We start from the raw sequence: 16,538 nt of genomic DNA on the forward strand, positions 1-16,538 counted from the left end.
AAAAACAAAGAGGTCGCTATGAACGTTAAATATGATTTCTCGGGAAAGGTTGCTCTGGTAACTGGTGCTGGCTCAGGTATTGGGCGCGCCACAGCACTCGCTTTTGCTCAGGCAGGTGCTTCGGTGGCGGTAGCGGATACCGCAGTTGGTACGCGTATGGACGACCTGTTCTAACCACTGAGTTGTATGTCTCGGATTTCTGTTTTAGGTGGCGCTGCGCATTGACGTAATGGTGTTGACGCTCTTCTGCCGCCTTTTTTTACGCCATACGCAAACGGAGACTCAAGAGTTGAGCAATCAAGAGTTAGTGCAGGTATTGGAGACGCCGCTGAAGCTGAATGCGAAGCCGGGCGAGAAAATTTACATCATCACTGACACTTCGATGGAGCAAGAGGTTTGGCAGGCGCTTGCCGATGCCGCGCTCAATCTGTCCATGGAGCCCACCGTTGCGATCATGCAACCTCGAGCTTTTCATGCTCAAGACCCAGTTCCTGCCGTGGTAGCGGGCGCTCTCGATCCCAGCAACGACCTGGTTGTTTATCTCACCAGCACGGCCCTTGCGCATGCCCCGATTACGGAACTCCTCATCGAGCACAGGCGTCGCTTTGTGCTGATGGAGGAGCTGACCGCATCCATGCTCGCGAAAGATGGCCCAGCAGGTGCGGACTATCTTGCGCTGAACATTCTAGGCAAGAAAATCGCCGACATCTTCACCAATGGAAAGCTGGTCACTGTTACTTGCCCTAACGGCACCAATTTGACCGCAAGTATTGAGGGGCGAGTTGGGCGTGCCATCACCGGGATTCCGGTAGTTATGCGCCCCGGTGGTGGAAGTGGCTGCGCCTTCCCTGATGGCGAAACACACGTATGCCCAGTTGAAGGTACAGGCGAAGGTACGGTCGTTTTCGACTTGACCGCTCACTCGGTAGGCGCTTTGCGGGAACACATCACTGTCACGGTGAAGAACGGCATGGCGGTCGCCATCGAGGGCGGCGAGCAAGCTGCCGCATGGCGCGAGATTTTTGCGAAGCACGGTGACCCAGAAAGCTTCAATTGCCCAGCCGAAATCGCCATCGGCTTGAACCCCAAGGTTAGCCCGACCGGCTCGATGCGCACCGATAAGAAGATGTATGCGACCTCACACATTGGGCTGGGGGATACCACCGCCTTGGGTGGTACCTGCAAGGCCAAGTTGCGCCTTGAAGGTGTCATCCGCGAACCCTGCATCAGTGTGGACGGTGTCGTGATCACTCGCGGCGGGAAAATTCTGCTCGATTAATTAGCCAGCGCTACGAGCTACGCATTGCCTACGTCGCGCCTGATTGGCGGACGATTTATTTGGGAGAGCACTATGACTACTCAATGGAACCATTACATCAACGGCGACTTCGTTGCTCCTTCGTCGGGTGAATTTATTCACGAGTTCGTCCCTATGACTGGGCTTCAGGGTGATCAAATTGCACGTGGGTCTGCAGCTGACGTAGATCAAGCGGCTAACTCTGCGGCAGTCGCCCAGCCGGCGTGGAATGCTCGTAAACCCATTGAGCGTGGGCGGATTCTTCTCGCAATCGCACGTTTGATTCGAACGAACGCTGCTGCGTTTTGCGCCAAGGAAGCCGAAGAAACCGGTAAGCCGGTGAAGATGGCTGCTTTTGAGATTGAGGCGTGCGCTCAGTACTTCGAGTACTACGGTGGTTTGGCAACGGCGATCCAGGGCGAGACCATCAACCTGGGGCCTAACTATCACGCCTATACAACCCGCGAGCCGTTCGGCGTAGTAGGGGTGATTCTGCCGTGGAACTCTCCGCTGAACCAGGCTGGTCGAGCGATTGCTCCAGCGCTCGTCTCCGGTAATACAGTTGTGGTGAAGCCTTCAGAGTTCACCTCTATCACTATGCTGCAACTGGCTGAAATGGCTGTGAAAGAGGCCGGCTTGCCGGCTGGTGTTCTGAACGTGATTACCGGTACCGGTAAGGAGACCGGTGAGCCGTTGGTTAAGCACCCCCTGATTCGGAAAGTCGCTTTCACAGGTTCGGTTCGTGCGGGTAAAGAGATCGGCAAACTCGCTGCAGATCGCATTATTCCGCTTTCCCTTGAATTAGGCGGGAAGTCGCCAAACATCGTCTTCGAAGATGCAGACCTAGATCGCGCGGTTGCCGGCAGCGTGTTCGCATTTACGGTCAACACAGGCCAGGTTTGCCTGGCAGGCACTCGATGCCTGGTGCACGAGTCGATCTACCAAAAGTTCGCCAAAAAGCTTGCCAGCGCAGTGGAGGCTCTCCAGTTCAGCGATGGTGAGAATTTTGGGTTGGGGCCTTTGACGACCAAGGCTCAGTACGAACAGGTACATGCCTACACCAAGCTGGCGATCCAAGAGGGCGCAGAACAACTGGTGGGCGGTGATGTTCCCAGCGACAAAGCGGGTTGGTATGTCCGCCCGACTGTTTTCACCAATGTGAACAACTCCATGCGTATTGCTCGGGAGGAGATCTTTGGTCCGGTATTGGTCCTGATGCCGTTCAAAGATGAGCAGGAGGCAGTGGCCATTGCAAACGACTCGGAGTACGGCTTGGCTGCCGGGCTCTGGACCTCTGATTTGGCCCGCGCACACCGAGTAGCCGCGCAAATTGAAGCCGGTCAGGTGTATGTCAACGAATACCCTTCCGGTGGTGTTGAAACGCCTTTTGGTGGATTCAAACAGAGTGGTTATGGCCGTGAAAAAGGCCTGGAAGCACTCCACCACTACACCCAAACCAAGACGACCATCATCCGAATTTAATCGCGAAGAGCAGATTCGATTGCGTCTGGAATGAGGAGCCGCGGGTGTACGACTACATAATCATCGGAGCAGGTTCAGCTGGTTGCGTGTTAGCCAATCGGCTGTCTGTAAACCCAAGCCATTCTGTCCTTCTACTAGAGGCTGGAGAGCAGCCAAAAGGGTTGTGGGCTTCTATGCCTGCGGGTGTGTCTCGGATCATTCTGCCTGGGCCTCTGAACTGGGCTTACCAATCGGAGCCGGACCCGAGCTTAGGCGGTCGGACGATTTATGTTCCTCGAGGGAAAGCGCTGGGCGGTTCCAGTGCGATCAACGGAATGGCATTTCTTCGAGGCCATCGTGCTGACTACGACCAATGGGAGGCACTTGGAAATCCGGGCTGGGGTTGGAATGACGTTCTGCCATTTTTCAAAAAAATTGAGCACCGTGCTGAGGGTGATTCACGGTTTCGCGGACGAGATGGTGAGCTTTGGGTTACGGATCCAGTCTTCAAGCATCCGTCTTCAACAGCCTTTGTTGAGTCATGTGTAGCTGCAGGTATTGACCGACTTGAAGACTTGAACGCTCCCGCTCCTGAGGGCACGGGTTTCTTGCAGTTCACCATCAAGGATGGTCGACGCCATTCGGCAGCAGCTGCTTTCCTGACACCGGTGCTGGATCGGTCCAATCTGCATGTCGTTACTGGCGCGACAGTCGAACGGCTTATCGTAGAGAACGGTCGCGCGCGTGGCGTTGAGTACAGACACGAAGGCGAAAGGGTGGTCGCTAACGCTTTCGAGACGATTCTCTCTGCTGGTGCAATTGACTCACCGAAGCTGTTGATGCTCTCGGGCATCGGCCCGTCCGAGGAGCTGGAACGTAACGGGATACCGTTGGTGAGTGATCTGCGCGGAGTCGGCCAGAATTTGCACGATCATGTGTACGTGCACTCAGGTATCGAAACCGACCGGCAGGCGTCGCTGAACAAAGATCTGCGTGGTATCCGCTCCCTGTTTCAAGGGGCGAATTATCTGCTCAGGAGCAAGGGCAGCTTAACGATGGGCGCTTCTCAGGCAGTCGCCTTGACCAGAGTTTTACCAGGTTCTGACCGTCCGGATACTCAGATCAACTATCGCCCCCTGAGTTGGCATTTCAACAAGCAAGGGCTCGTCGAGATCGGTAAGGACAATGCGGTCACCATCTCAACGTGCCAGCTCAATCCACGTTCGCGTGGTCGTCTGGCACTCACTTCCAGCAACCCGTATGACGCCCCTCGAATTTACCCAAATTACTTTGGTGACGAGGGCGATATGGCAGCAGCTATTGCGGCGGTCCGAAAGGTCCGAGAAATCGTTACGAAAGGACCGTTGGCTCAGCACGTGAAGAACGTAACGCCACCAAATTCGCTAAGTGATCAAGAGATCGCAGATTACATCCGGCGCGAGGGGGCTAGCTCGATGATGCACTGGGTCGGCTCTTGCAAAATGGGCTCGGATCCCATGGCTGTAGTAGACGAGCGCCTGCGCGTCCATGGAATTGCGGGCCTGCGAGTGGTTGATGCGTCTGTTATGCCAACCATCACCTCCGGGAACACCAACGCACCAACAATCATGATCGGTGAAAAAGGTGCCTCGATGATCCTCGAGGATCGAGAGCAAGCAGGGGCCGAGGTAGAGGTCCGGCCAATGTCCATAGGCAATTCAGCGTGAGTCTGGATGTACGACGGGCAAATCCCGCCGTAGGCCAGTTTTTCCCATAACAAAAAAGCCAGAACTCACTGGCATAGACGATACACCGGAGAAACAAAATGTCTTCGACAACTCATGTGTCTAACTCATCGTTGGATCCTTTTTCGGAAGAGGCGATTGCAGCGGGACCGCAGTTCTTGATCGACTTGTGTGAGCCCGCACCCATCATCTGGCTTGAGAAGTATCAGGCCTTCTGCACTGGCCGCCACGACCTCACCCAGAAGATCCTCCGCGACTGGCAAACCTTTACCTCAACCATCAAAGCCTTCGGGCCTCGCGAACATATCCCGAACATTCTGGTTGCAGAGGATCCACCTGATCATGCAGCTCATCGTGATCCGATCATGAAGCTGTTCACTCCTGTGGCCTTGGCCAAGTATCAGGACTATTTCGATCAGTGCGCCGACGTCCTGGTTGAGGACTTGATTCGAAGAGAGTACGTGGACGGCTTCTCTGACATTGCGGCCAGCTATGTGTTGAAGGTGTTTCCCGACGTCCTGGGTCTGAAGACGGTAGAGCGTCGGCGTCTGCTGGACTTCGGTGATCTTGCTTTTAACTCCACGATGCCAATGAACAACCTCTATAAAGAGTGCAAAGCTCGCAGTGGAGATGTACTGGAGTGGTTCAATCAACAGTGTGTGCGCGCTGCAATCACCACTGATGGCATCGCTTCGGAAATCTACGCACTCGGAGATAAGGGTGAGGTTTCTGCTGATACGGCCTACCTTCTGGTTCGAGGCGTATTCACTGGTGGCTTCGATACAACCGTGCTGTCGATTGCGTCTGGCCTCAAGGCATTTGCCGATAACCCCGAGCAGTGGGACAAGCTGCGAGCCGATCCAGATCTGATGCGTCCTGCATTTGAGGAAGTCATCCGACTTGATCCCCCTTCCAGGTTTTTAGGTCGCGGCGTAACGACCGACACCGAGCTAGCTGGCGTCGCATTAAAGGCCGGTGATCGTATTGCGTGCTTCCTGGGCGCAGCTGGGCGAGATTCCCGTAAGTGGGAGCGTCACGATGCATTCGACATTGCCCGTAAAGGCGTTATGGGTCACACCTCTTTCGGGTTCGGCCTGCATTCGTGCTTGGGGCAAGCCGTCGCGCGGATGGAGTTCAAGGCAATCATTTCTGCATTGGCGAAGCGAGTTCGACGAATCGAGCTAGTGGGCGAACCTGTTCGGAACATCAACAACCAGGCCAGTGGCTGGAAATCTCTGCCATTGAGACTGGTTGGCTAATCGAGCAGCAATTCGATGAACTCGCGGAAGACTGATCATGACGTTTGAAGAAGCTTTTTCGGTAGCAGGTGCCACTGTCATCGTAACCGGCGCAGCCAGTGGACTAGGACTGGCATTCACCGAGGCAATGGCGGTGGGCGGCGCGAACGTAGTAATGCTCGATCTGAACCCTCGACGACTGAGTACCCAGGCGGATCGCCTAAAAGACCTGGGGTATTCGATCGAGTCTCACGTCCTCAACGTGACTGACCGAAAAGCCGTCGACCATATCTACGATCAGGTCGCGGCAACGTATGGCGGTATTGATGTGGTTTTCTCGAATGCAGGTATTGATCCTGGGCCAGGGTTTGCTGCGCTCAACGAAGATGGTGAACGTGATCCTGCCAACTACCTGGAGCAGTACGCGGATGTCAGGTGGCAGAAGGTCATCTCCGTCAGCCTGGACGCGGTGTTCTACTCAATTCGAGCGGCAGCGCGCCATATGAGACCCCGTAAATCTGGTTCGATCATTGTCACCACGTCGGTTTCGGCATTGCGGCCGGCCGTCACGTTAGGTGCTGCATACGCGGCGGCCAAAGCAGGAGCCGCGCAGTTGGTTCGTGCTACCGCTTTGGAGTTGGCCAGCGACGGGGTACGAGTAAATGCCATCGCCCCAGGCCCCTTCGAGACCGACATCGGCGGCGGCTTCATGCACCAGGATGAGGTCCGGGCAAAGATGGCCGCTGGCGTGCCAATGGGACGCGTAGCTGACGTCGAGGAAATAAAACCCCTGGCGCTTTATCTGGCTTCTCGCGCATCAGGCTTTGTAACCGGGCAACAGTTCGTAATTGACGGTGGCCTTTCCCTGTCTGCTGCCAGGGCCTGATTGCTCCAAATTTTACTCAACATTAACAGACTCCCTGAGTGCGCTCAGGGTTTGTAGCAACCGCTTTGCCACGTGATTAGAGAGGACGAACAATGAACGATAAAATGTCCGCACTTGATACGGGTGCAGTTGTGAATCCGGGCTGGTATCGATTCAAGCTAGGTAGTTTTGAGATCACGGTCGTGTCAGATGGGCCGATGCCCTTGAAGCCTCCGTCTTCCGGTTTTTCCGATGCGCCGTTGGACGAAGTGGATGCTCTCCTGACAGAGAACTTTTTGCCGACCGATCAGCTACTGCTTGGCATGAATGCTCTCGTGATCAATACCGGAAAACATGTGGTTTTGGTCGACACCGGAATGGGCGAAAGCATGGGCGAATTGAGCCATATGTTTGGCCCATCTACCTGCCATCTTCTTTCAAATCTTGCAGCTGCTGGGTTCCGCCCTGAAGACATCGATGTCGTGGCGATCACGCATGCACATCCCGACCACTGCTGGGGGCTGGTCGACGAAGCTGGTAAGCGGGTGTTTCCAAATGCTCAGGTTGCCATTGCGCAGGAAGAGCTCGACTACTGGTTCGATAAGAACAATCGTTCCATCTCGTACTTTGCTGAGGTGAGCGTCGATGGCGCGATCAAAAACCTCACTCCCTACCTCGACTTCCTGATCATTGTGCGTGATGGCGAAGAAGTCGTTCCTGGGATCAAAGCCTTGCTCTGCGCCGGTCATTCCCCTGGCCATAGCGGCTACGTCATCAGTTCCGGCGAGGATGTGTTGGTAACGACTGGCGACCTGGCACATCACTACATCCTCGCCATGAAGCATCCGGAGTGGCGCATCAGTTACGACACCAACTCCGACATGGCGGTGCAATCACGCCGGCGCATCTTCGACATGCTGGCGGATCAGAAACTGCTCACGCACGGTTATCACTTTCCATGGCCAGGCCTCGGGCACGTGGTCAAGGAAGGTGAGGGCTATCGCTGGATTGCTGCCCCTACCTATACCTATCTGATCTAAAAGCCCGTCGGATAACAGAAATAAGCAACTAGACATTTCGATGTACTGTAGTACAGTGAATGTATCTGCAAATACCAAAACGTAGGCTACCTGTGCCTGCAATAACAAGAGAGGTAGGAGTATGTCGTTTCAAGAGAAGGTGGTCGTTCTCACTGGCGCTGCTTCCGGCATCGGGAAAGCAACGGTTCAGTTGTTAGTCGAGCAAGGCGCCAAGATTGCTGCATTGGATCTCAAAGGCGAACAACTGCAGGAGGCGTTCGGGAAGGATCCACGCGTGCTGTGCATTCCAACCGACGTTAGCAATAGCGATGCTGTGCGCGCCGCATTTCAAGCTATCGAATCGAAATTTGGTCGCTTGGATGTGATCGTCAATGCCGCCGGCATCAATGCGCCAAATCGCGAAGCCAATCAGAAAATGGTCGATGCCAACGTTGCTGCACTCGACGCGATGAAAAGTGGCCGCGCCCCAGTCTTTGACTTCCTGGCAGACACCTCGGACCAAGATTTCCGTCGTGTGATGGAAGTGAACTTGTTCAGCCAGTTCTACTGCATCCGCGAAGGTGTACCGCTCATGCGCCGTTCCGGCGGTGGCAGTATCGTGAATATCTCCAGCGTTGCTGCGCTGATGGGCGTTGCGATGCCCCTGTACTACCCAGCATCCAAAGCTGCAGTCCTGGGTTTGACGCGCGCCGCCGCTGCCGAACTGGCACCTTACAACATTCGCGTCAACGCGATTGCACCAGGCTCGGTTGACACCCCTCTTATGCATGAACAACCCCCTGAGGTCGTCCAGTTCCTGGTCAGCATGCAACCGATTAAGCGATTGGCCAAACCTGAGGAACTGGCTCAGAGCATTCTGTTCCTGGCAGGTGAGCACTCGTCCTTCATCACTGGTCAGACGCTTTCGCCTAACGGCGGGATGTACATGTAAAGGCTGCTGCAGCTTCTAAATATAAAAATGTAGGGGTTTTAACCATGTCTTTCAAAGCAGGGTTTGACGCTCAGGCTCTCGAGCGAGTCGAGTCGTCTCTTCGTGAAGATGTTGAGCGAGGTCTTATCGACGGCGCTGTGATCAAAGTGGCTCGGCACGGCGAGGTCGTACTTGACGCGGCAATAGGTTATGCGGATCGCCATGCAGCAGTGCCAATGCGTGAGGATTCTGTTTTCAAGGTGTTGTCGCTGACTAAGGCATTCACGACCACACTGATCCTCGAGGCTATTGATCTTGGATTGCTCTCCCTTACCACTCGCGTGGTGGATGTGATTCCAGAGTTCTGGGGTAGAGATCTGTTCCGCAGCGGTCGAAAAGAGCGTGTGAATGTTGGGCACCTGTTGACTCACCGCGCAGGTCTTTCGCCGACACCGCAGCCGCTTCCGTATGATCGACTTCATGTTTTGAGCGAAACGATTCAGGCGATTTGCGACCTGGATGTTGTCGGTGAGCCTGGAAAAGCCTTCAGCTACTCACCCACGGTCAATCATGCTTTGTTGGGCGAGATGGTGCGACGTGTCCACGGAGCAGACAGCCTTGCTGATCTTCTCGATAAGCGTCTTTTCAGCCGCTTGGGCATGGCGTCCACATCGTTGGGGCCCATCCCTCAAACTGCCCAGCGCCGTGTCCCGCTGACTTCCAACTATCCGGATGGTGGTTGGTTGACCAATGCCGACATCAAGGCTGTTGCTGATGCGATTGAAACACCTGGCTCGCAGATGCCGTGGGTCGGTGCCATGACTTCTGCACCGGATGTTTTTGCATTTGCTGAAATGCTTCGTCAGAACGGAACTGGCAATGGTGAGCGCGTTCTCTCGCCGGCTGTAATCCGCAAAGCAACGACGCTGCAGACCGGAAATGCGATCAACGATTTGTACAAACTGCTCGCAGACATGCGCCACTGGGATGTTCCACCAGGAAACATGGGGCTGGGTTACGCCTTGGGCGGTGATGGGCTGACGGTATCTCAGTTTGGCACCCTCACATCTCCTGGTACCTATGGCAATTTCGGAGCGGGGTCGACCCTGTTTTGGGTTGATCCAGAATCGCAAATTACCTTCGTGTGCCTGACTGCGAAAGTGATGGAAGAGAGCGAGAACATTTTGAGATTCCAACGTTTGTCCGACTTGGTTGCTTCAGCAGCGCTCTAACCCAACTAGCCAACATCCGTGAACAGTAAATGACTCACTGCTAGTTCAGTGAGATGCAGTCGATTGACCTGAATTTAATACGACCGGAGAACAATAAGAATGGAACAACTCAATAGACCAGCTCCGCCCTCGGACTTCAATCCGTTAAGTGAGCAAGGTTTCAAAGACCCCGCTTCGATCTGCCAGCGAGCGCGAGAAGAAACACCAGTGTTCTTTTTCCAGCCGCTGGGAGTGTGGATGGTTACTCGCCGTGAAGACGCCGAGAAGGTGCTTAGTGAGTGGGAGACCTTTTCCTCGCTCGCCAATAGCCCTGAGGTGCCGGAGGAGTTTCGCAGCCGCTTTGCTCCTTCGGTAATGGCCGACTCCATTGTAGCGATTGATCCACCTCGACATACTGAAGCGAGAACGGTGATTCAGCGCGGGTTCATGAAGCAAAAAATCGATCCGCTGGAGCCAATCATCGAGGCTCGTGCGAACGACATTATTGATGGTTTGGTTGGGGAAAACTCGACCGATATTATGACCAACTACTGCCTGGAACTAACGACGCGAACGCTGATGGCGCTGTATGACCTGCCGCCTGAGGACCGTCCCCTGTTCGAGGGTATTCGTGACGTATCTATCAAGGTATTGGCCAGTGTCTACGAGCCGATGCAAGAGCCCGAGAAGTCGCAGGTATGGGACAAATACGTCTCTGGTTATGAGTACTTCTATCGCCTGGTCGAAGCACGTCGGAACTCGGATGCGCGGGACATTATCTCGACTATGGCCTCTCAGAAAGACAGTAGCGGGAACCCGGCGCTGACCACCGAGCGGATTGCTCTGCACCTTGTGGAAATTGCTTTTGCCGGCACGGATACCACGGCGCAGATGATGGCCAATGCCATCTTGTTCCTGGATAGCCATCCAGAAGCGCTGGCCGCGGCAAAGGCCGATCCGAGTCTTTGGTCGCGGGTCTTCGAAGAAACCGTACGTCGTCGTCCGTCCGCGCCATTCGCAGGCCGTGTGACGACCAAAGATGTCGAAATCCGCGGGGTCAAAATCCCCGCTGGCTCTCCCGTCTGGGTGTCGTTGGCAGCAGCCAACACTGACCCAAGGCATGTTGGCTGCCCAATGGACTTCGACATCAACCGCTCTTCTCCGCAGGATCACTTGGCATTCACCAAAGGCCGCCATACCTGCCCTGGCGCGCCACTCGCGCGATTGCAAGGAGCGACCGGATTGCGCGTGCTGTTTGAGCGTCTGCCAAACCTCCGAGTTGTACCTGACCAACCTTTGAATTTCGCCCCCATGGCGTTATTGCCCGTGCGGTTGTCGTTACAAGTGCGTTGGTAAAAAAGTAATAAGCTGTTCTGAAAGCGAATTAAATAAAAACAATAAGTTGCTGACATCCGCATTGCGGATGGAGAAGATATCTATGAACCGTAAGTATGCGCTTTGTGTTGCACTGCTGGCCGCTCAGGGCTTTTCATCGACCTATATCAATGCTGCGGAAAATATTAAACCTGCAGGTCCAATTGGCGGTACAGATATTAGGCAAGCCATATTGCCGCCTCCTGGCGTTTATGGCGTAGGTATCGGGGTTGGCCTCGGGTTCCCGGAGTACTGGACCGAAGACGAAGATCTAGACGCCAAAGGCGGATCTAGAATTTTTGGCGTAGGTGGTGCGATTGTATATGACATGGAAGTGTTTGGCGGCAACATTGCCTCTACTGCTTTTGCTAGCTATGAGCGCACATGCTTTGGCTTCAAGGGCGGAAAGAAAATGTGTTCCGAGGGACAAGGAGACATCTATTCGGACGTATTGATGTGGTCGAGGAATTTCCCTCTGGGTTATGAGCGATCTCAGTCTGCACCATGGATCCCTTACGGGTTGAATGTTCTGGTTGGCCTGGGGGTGACTCTACCGACAGGAAAATACGACTCATCGAAAATGGTTAACGTGAGCGCGAATGTCTACGACTTTGCCCCCAACGTAGCACTTACTTACATTGTTCCTAGCATCTTTGGTGATCAATTTGGCGACGCTACAGAGTTCAGTGCGCGAGTTTTCTATAACAAATACACTGAAAACCATGATACGGATTACCAAACAGGGGATCTTGTCAGCATGGACTTTGCAGTGTCTCAGCGATTTGGCCAGTGGCAAGTAGGTCTTGCGGGAACCGGTTTCGTTCAAATTGAAGATGATGATATTAACGGTTTTACGCCTCCCAACAATGGTAACCGAGCGAAATCGCTTTCGCTGGGGCCAGTTGTGTCTTATGACTTCATGTGGGATGACAATCCTTGGAACTTCACGTTCAAAGGATTGGCAGGCATTGATGGTGAAAATACCGCCTCGGCAAGAGGTGTGGTTCTGAAGCTGGGACGGAAGTTTTGGTGATATCGCCCGGTGCCAATTACAGGGCTCTGTGCTTGGCGCCGTTAATATCATCTGTGAACTTTTTGCCTGAAAGAGGAAAATGTTATGCAAAAGTGGTTGGAAGTTGAAGTCTTCAGGCGTGATAATGCAACTGATTCAATTAGTGTATTTGAGCTTCGTCGTCCAAATGGTGAGGTATTGCCGGCTTTTACCGCCGGTGCACATATAGATGTGAAGGTGTCAGATGGTCTTGTCAGGCAATATTCATTAAGTAATGACCCGATTGAGACTAGTCGATATATTATCGCAGTACTTAATGAGCCGGCTTCTCGCGGTGGTTCAAAAGCGATTCATGAAACCTTTCAACAAGGAATGCTGATTTCGGTAGGCGAGCCTCGTAACCACTTTCCACTAGTAGATGCTGACGATAGGTTCATCTTGGTGGCAGGGGGGATTGGCGTAACACCTATTTTGGCCATGGCGCGCGAATTGCTACGGTTGGAACGGTCTTTTGAACTGCATTACTGCATCCGCTCCCGATCTACAGGCGCTTTTCTCGACGTTTTTGAGAGCCCAGAATTCAAAGATTTTGTCACTTTACATATAGACGATGAGCCAAATACACCAAAGCTTAACGTTGAGCAGATTGTTAAGCATGATAAATCCCGATTGTATGTCTGTGGTCCAGCAGGGTTCATGAATTGGGTACTTACCACTGCTGAAGCATGCATGCCCTACGATCGAATTCACCGAGAGTCATTCACCGCTGCTCCAATTGAAGCGCCAACGGATGAAGGATTCGAAGTAGAGATTGCCAGCACTGGGCAGAAATTTTTTATTCCAACCGATAAGTCTGTTGCAACGGTGTTGGAAGAAGCTGGTGTGGAGGTATTGGTATCGTGCCAGCAAGGAATATGTGGTTCCTGCATTACCAATATTCTTGAGGGCGAGCCAGACCATAAAGATTCCGTGCTGAGCGAAAGCGAGAGAAAGTCTGGGAGGCTATTTACACCATGTTGCTCTCGAGCGAAGTCCGCTAAATTGGTTTTGGACCTTTAAGTGTACTTCAGTGCTTAGTTTTCTCGAATCGCTAGACGTTAGCCTGGTGGTTCGAGAAACCACCGATGTGTTTTTGTATCTGGCGTAACCCTTCGATCTTATTCTGTTCGTATCCTCATCAAAACAATAAGCAGGTATGGGCATTTTGCGTCCTTGAACCCGCAGTCCTGGGAGAACACGATGTTTGTTTCCAAGATATCAATTCAGTGGAAGATCACAATTCTTTCCGGCCTTTGCCTGGCGGGTGTTATCGCGCTTTTGATGACGGTTTCAATATTTCGAATGGAGTATAACTCTGAGCTTGTAGGTGATAGCAGCGCAAAAATGCTGACAGAGGCCGCTCAAGTGCGAATTGAGTCGCAAGGTCAGATGCGAACATTGATGGTCAGTAAGGTATTCACGGATGCCTACCAGTATGGGAATGGATTCAGTCGCCATTTGCAGCAATTCTTGTTGGATCAGTCTGGGGATCGATTAAACAACTCTGCTTATCTTCGTGAAAATCTAATTAACCAAGCTAAAACCGTACTTCAAGGTAATCCAGGCCTGCTAGGTATTTCATTGGTTTTTGAGAATAATTCTTTTGATAAGAAAGATGCTTCGTTTGTAGGTAATTCCCAGCTCGGCAGCAACGAAGTCGGCAGGTACGCTTTTTCTTGGTCCCAGTCTACGGCAGGGCAGTTTGTGTTCAAATCTATCTCCGAGGCGGAGATATCGAGTGCTAATGCGGAGCCGCAAAGTTTCGGAGTGCCGAGTTCGGGGTTTTGTGTGAGCAATAGTATAAGTCCTTGTATTAAAGAGCCCTATTTTTCGGTTCTAAATGGGCAAAAAATGCTAATAACAAGCATTCACTTTCCGTTAGTTGAGCATGGTGAGCTGATCGCTTCTCTCTCTGTTGACATTGGTTTGGATAATTTGCAGGGCCTAAGCCAATCAACCAGTCGTGACCTATATGAAGGCCAAAGCATAATTAGTATTTTGAGCGCTACTGGAAAGCTGGCTGGTTATAGCCAAGACACATCGAAGTTAGGAGAGTCATTTCAACAGGTTGACACTGTCAATGGAGCACAGCTTGTCAGTGCGTTGGGTCGAGAGAAAAACATCACCGCTTTGCAAGGCCAATCGCGGTTGAAAATCCTTGTACCGTTTTCTCCGATTCCTGACGGAGCACCTTGGGGAATTCTCTTGGATGTCCCTGAAAAAGCTCTCCTCGAACCGGCTGAGATTCTGAAAAACGAGCTTCTGCAGATCAACAAAACGGGCAGTTTGGTCGAGCTATGTGCAGGGCTGGTGGTGGCATTAATTGGTCTGGGTTTGATCTGGTTGATGGCTCTAACAGTTACTCGTCCAATACTGAACATTTCTGGGATGTTGAGGGATATCGCTAGTGGACAGGGCGACCTGACTTCACGTTTACGGTACAGCCAACAAGACGAGTTGGGGCAATTGACGACTTGGTTCAACCGGTTTCTCGACAAGCTTCAACCGACAATTGCGGACGTTAAGCTTTCAGTTAGTGATGCCAGGGCGACGGCAACTCAGTGTGCCTCCATTGCCAGCCAGGCCAGTGCAGGGATGGAACAGCAGTATCGCCAGATTGACCAAGTTGCCACCGCATCTCAGGAAATGAGTGCCACAGCTCATGATGTTGCGCGGAGCGCTGCTCAGGCCGCAGAAGCGGCCCGAGATGCTGATCAAGCCACGCGTATTGGCTTGGAAGTCATTGATAGAACTACATCTGGTATTGAACAGTTGGCGAAGGAAATCGGGAACTCCATGAGCCAAGTCGAAAGCTTGGCGGCCAGCAGCGAGAAAATCGGCTCTGTGTTGGAAGTCATCCGCTCAATTGCCGAGCAGACGAACCTCCTTGCCCTCAATGCGGCGATTGAAGCTGCTCGTGCGGGCGATGCTGGTCGTGGATTTGCAGTCGTGGCGGACGAAGTACGCAGCCTTGCAAGGCGGACTCAGGAGTCGGTGGAGGTCACTCGAAATGTAATCGAGCATCTTCAGCAAGGAACCGAAGCGGTTGTCGGGGCAATGGGGAATAACAAAAAGCTCGCCAACGGCAGTGTCGAACAGGTCAGTCAGGCTGTCGTTTCGCTGCGTCAGATAGAAAATGCGGTGATCGTCATCTCTGACATGAATCTGCAAATTGCCAGCGCTGCCGAAGAGCAAAGCGCTGTGGCCGAGGAGGTTAACCACAGCGTGACCAGTATTCGCGACTTGACCAGCCTTTTGTCAGATCAAGCCAAGGAATCTGCACGTATCAGCCATTCCCTCGATAATCTCGCGAACCATCAGCAAGGGCTGATGGATCAATTTCGTGTCTGAGATTGTCATTGTCGAGGCAGAACAACGGCGAAAGGGAATATAAACGACCACTTTCGCGTTCTTGCATTGAGCGATTGCAGCACGCGCTCGGCAACGACGCGATGGGGCAAATACCGCTTGATAGTAGACCGTCCCCAACGGGCTGGCGGTGCGGTTGACATACTTTCGCGCCTGGGGCTGTAGGCGCCCGATATTGCGAGCTTATAGTGTTCGAGCGGCGTATAGATTAGAACCGTATACAGGCTCGCCCGCACTAATGGGGGCGCGTCATCGTATTCGTCGATCAAGGTACGGGCTTGTTTCTCGACTTGGGGCATCTGGTCGGCGAGCATCGCCAGCAACATCTCGCGATAGCATCCCAAGTTCGTTGCGTTACCCGCAGGAGCCCGTCTTAAGGCAACATTCCCCATTACATGCCCGGGGAATTCGGGAACCTCATCGACACGCCTGTGGGCGGGTTCGCTATGTTCTTTGCCATGAGGCTGCTCTGAGCGTTGCTTCGCAAGGGCAAGGTGCTCATGTAGTCGTGAGATGCATAGCATGCTCGTGCACCAAGAAGGAGTTGGCGGCTTCCTGATTTAGGCAGGGTGCTGAGTATTAGTCAGATCCGAACCCAGTAGTTGGATACAAGCGGCTTCAGCTCAAATGGTTGTGGATGAGCTGGCGGTGTTCCGAGGGCAGCGTTGGCGTCGGACTCGCCGCGAGGCTGAGTTGCTGGCCGTTGCTCCATGCCAATTCGGCGTGCTGGCCGTCGAGCTGCAGGCGCGCTTCGCGGAACACCCACACCTGCTGCGTTTCGACAGCGCTGTGCCGGGGGCGCAGTGTAGTAACGGACTGGTCGGTGACCCAGAGCCATTCGTGGGAGGGCTGCTCTGTACTGGCTTGCCTACGCCGGCAGCTGATTTCGACCAGATGGCCCTCTGGCGATGTGAACAGGCGCATGACTTGGTAGGGCAAAGGCATAGCGAGGCGGCGATCTCTAGGGAAGGGACGGATTCTGCCAGATATGAGCGCCT

General features: G+C 53.3%; 13 protein-coding genes and 2 pseudogenes. 14 read left to right on the forward strand and 1 reads right to left on the reverse strand.

The annotated features are described in order from the left end of the window. Positions 1–18: 18 nt before the first annotated feature. The 14 genes and pseudogenes from AC1Q6I_RS11085 to AC1Q6I_RS11150 form a co-directional block, all read left to right on the forward strand. A pseudogene (locus AC1Q6I_RS11085) lies at positions 19–138 on the forward strand (SDR family NAD(P)-dependent oxidoreductase); the annotation flags it as partial. Positions 139–208: 70 nt separating this feature from the next. After that, positions 209–1,279 (forward strand): aminopeptidase, encoded by a 1,071-nt coding sequence (locus AC1Q6I_RS11090; RefSeq protein ID WP_173903809.1) that lies wholly within the window; start codon positions 209–211, stop codon positions 1,277–1,279. 72 nt (positions 1,280–1,351) lie between these two features. Continuing rightward, a complete protein-coding gene (locus AC1Q6I_RS11095) occupies positions 1,352–2,779 on the forward strand; it encodes an aldehyde dehydrogenase family protein (RefSeq protein ID WP_102623922.1) in 1,428 nt (475 codons plus the stop codon). 44 nt (positions 2,780–2,823) lie between these two features. After that, positions 2,824–4,464, forward strand: a complete 1,641-nt coding sequence (locus tag AC1Q6I_RS11100) for a GMC family oxidoreductase (RefSeq protein ID WP_102623921.1) — start codon at positions 2,824–2,826, stop codon at positions 4,462–4,464. A gap of 98 nt (positions 4,465–4,562) precedes the next feature. Then, entirely contained in the window at positions 4,563–5,741 is a 1,179-nt protein-coding gene (locus AC1Q6I_RS11105; RefSeq protein WP_102623920.1) for a cytochrome P450, read from the forward strand. Between the two features lie 37 nt (positions 5,742–5,778). Continuing rightward, positions 5,779–6,606 (forward strand): SDR family NAD(P)-dependent oxidoreductase, encoded by an 828-nt coding sequence (locus AC1Q6I_RS11110; protein ID WP_102623919.1) that lies wholly within the window; start codon positions 5,779–5,781, stop codon positions 6,604–6,606. 92 nt (positions 6,607–6,698) lie between these two features. Beyond that, positions 6,699–7,625 carry an MBL fold metallo-hydrolase gene (locus AC1Q6I_RS11115; protein ID WP_102623918.1) on the forward strand — a complete coding sequence of 309 codons (927 nt, stop codon included), beginning with the start codon at positions 6,699–6,701 and terminating at the stop codon, positions 7,623–7,625. A 121-nt stretch (positions 7,626–7,746) separates the two neighbouring features. After that, positions 7,747–8,556: an SDR family NAD(P)-dependent oxidoreductase gene (locus AC1Q6I_RS11120; protein ID WP_102623917.1), complete on the forward strand. Its 810-nt coding sequence runs from the start codon at positions 7,747–7,749 to the stop codon at positions 8,554–8,556. A 44-nt stretch (positions 8,557–8,600) separates the two neighbouring features. After that, a complete protein-coding gene (locus AC1Q6I_RS11125) occupies positions 8,601–9,767 on the forward strand; it encodes a serine hydrolase domain-containing protein (protein WP_102623916.1) in 1,167 nt (388 codons plus the stop codon). A gap of 99 nt (positions 9,768–9,866) precedes the next feature. Further along, on the forward strand, positions 9,867–11,102 hold the full coding sequence (locus tag AC1Q6I_RS11130) for a cytochrome P450 (RefSeq protein WP_102623915.1): 1,236 nt from the start codon (positions 9,867–9,869) through the stop codon (positions 11,100–11,102). Positions 11,103–11,184: 82 nt separating this feature from the next. After that, positions 11,185–12,153 (forward strand): SphA family protein, encoded by a 969-nt coding sequence (locus AC1Q6I_RS11135; RefSeq protein ID WP_158244422.1) that lies wholly within the window; start codon positions 11,185–11,187, stop codon positions 12,151–12,153. A gap of 84 nt (positions 12,154–12,237) precedes the next feature. After that, positions 12,238–13,191: a PDR/VanB family oxidoreductase gene (locus tag AC1Q6I_RS11140; protein WP_102623913.1), complete on the forward strand. Its 954-nt coding sequence runs from the start codon at positions 12,238–12,240 to the stop codon at positions 13,189–13,191. 1,326 nt (positions 13,192–14,517) lie between these two features. Next, positions 14,518–14,664: pseudogene (locus AC1Q6I_RS11145) on the forward strand (HAMP domain-containing protein); the annotation flags it as partial. A 102-nt stretch (positions 14,665–14,766) separates the two neighbouring features. After that, positions 14,767–15,522 (forward strand): methyl-accepting chemotaxis protein, encoded by a 756-nt coding sequence (locus tag AC1Q6I_RS11150; RefSeq protein ID WP_371858339.1) that lies wholly within the window; start codon positions 14,767–14,769, stop codon positions 15,520–15,522. 636 nt (positions 15,523–16,158) lie between these two features. Here the strand turns inward: AC1Q6I_RS11150 and AC1Q6I_RS11155 are convergent. Further along, a complete protein-coding gene (locus AC1Q6I_RS11155) occupies positions 16,159–16,485 on the reverse strand; it encodes a hypothetical protein (protein WP_102623910.1) in 327 nt (108 codons plus the stop codon). Positions 16,486–16,538: the final 53 nt, after the last annotated feature.

The organism is Pseudomonas sp. MPR-R2A5 (assembly GCF_058793055.1).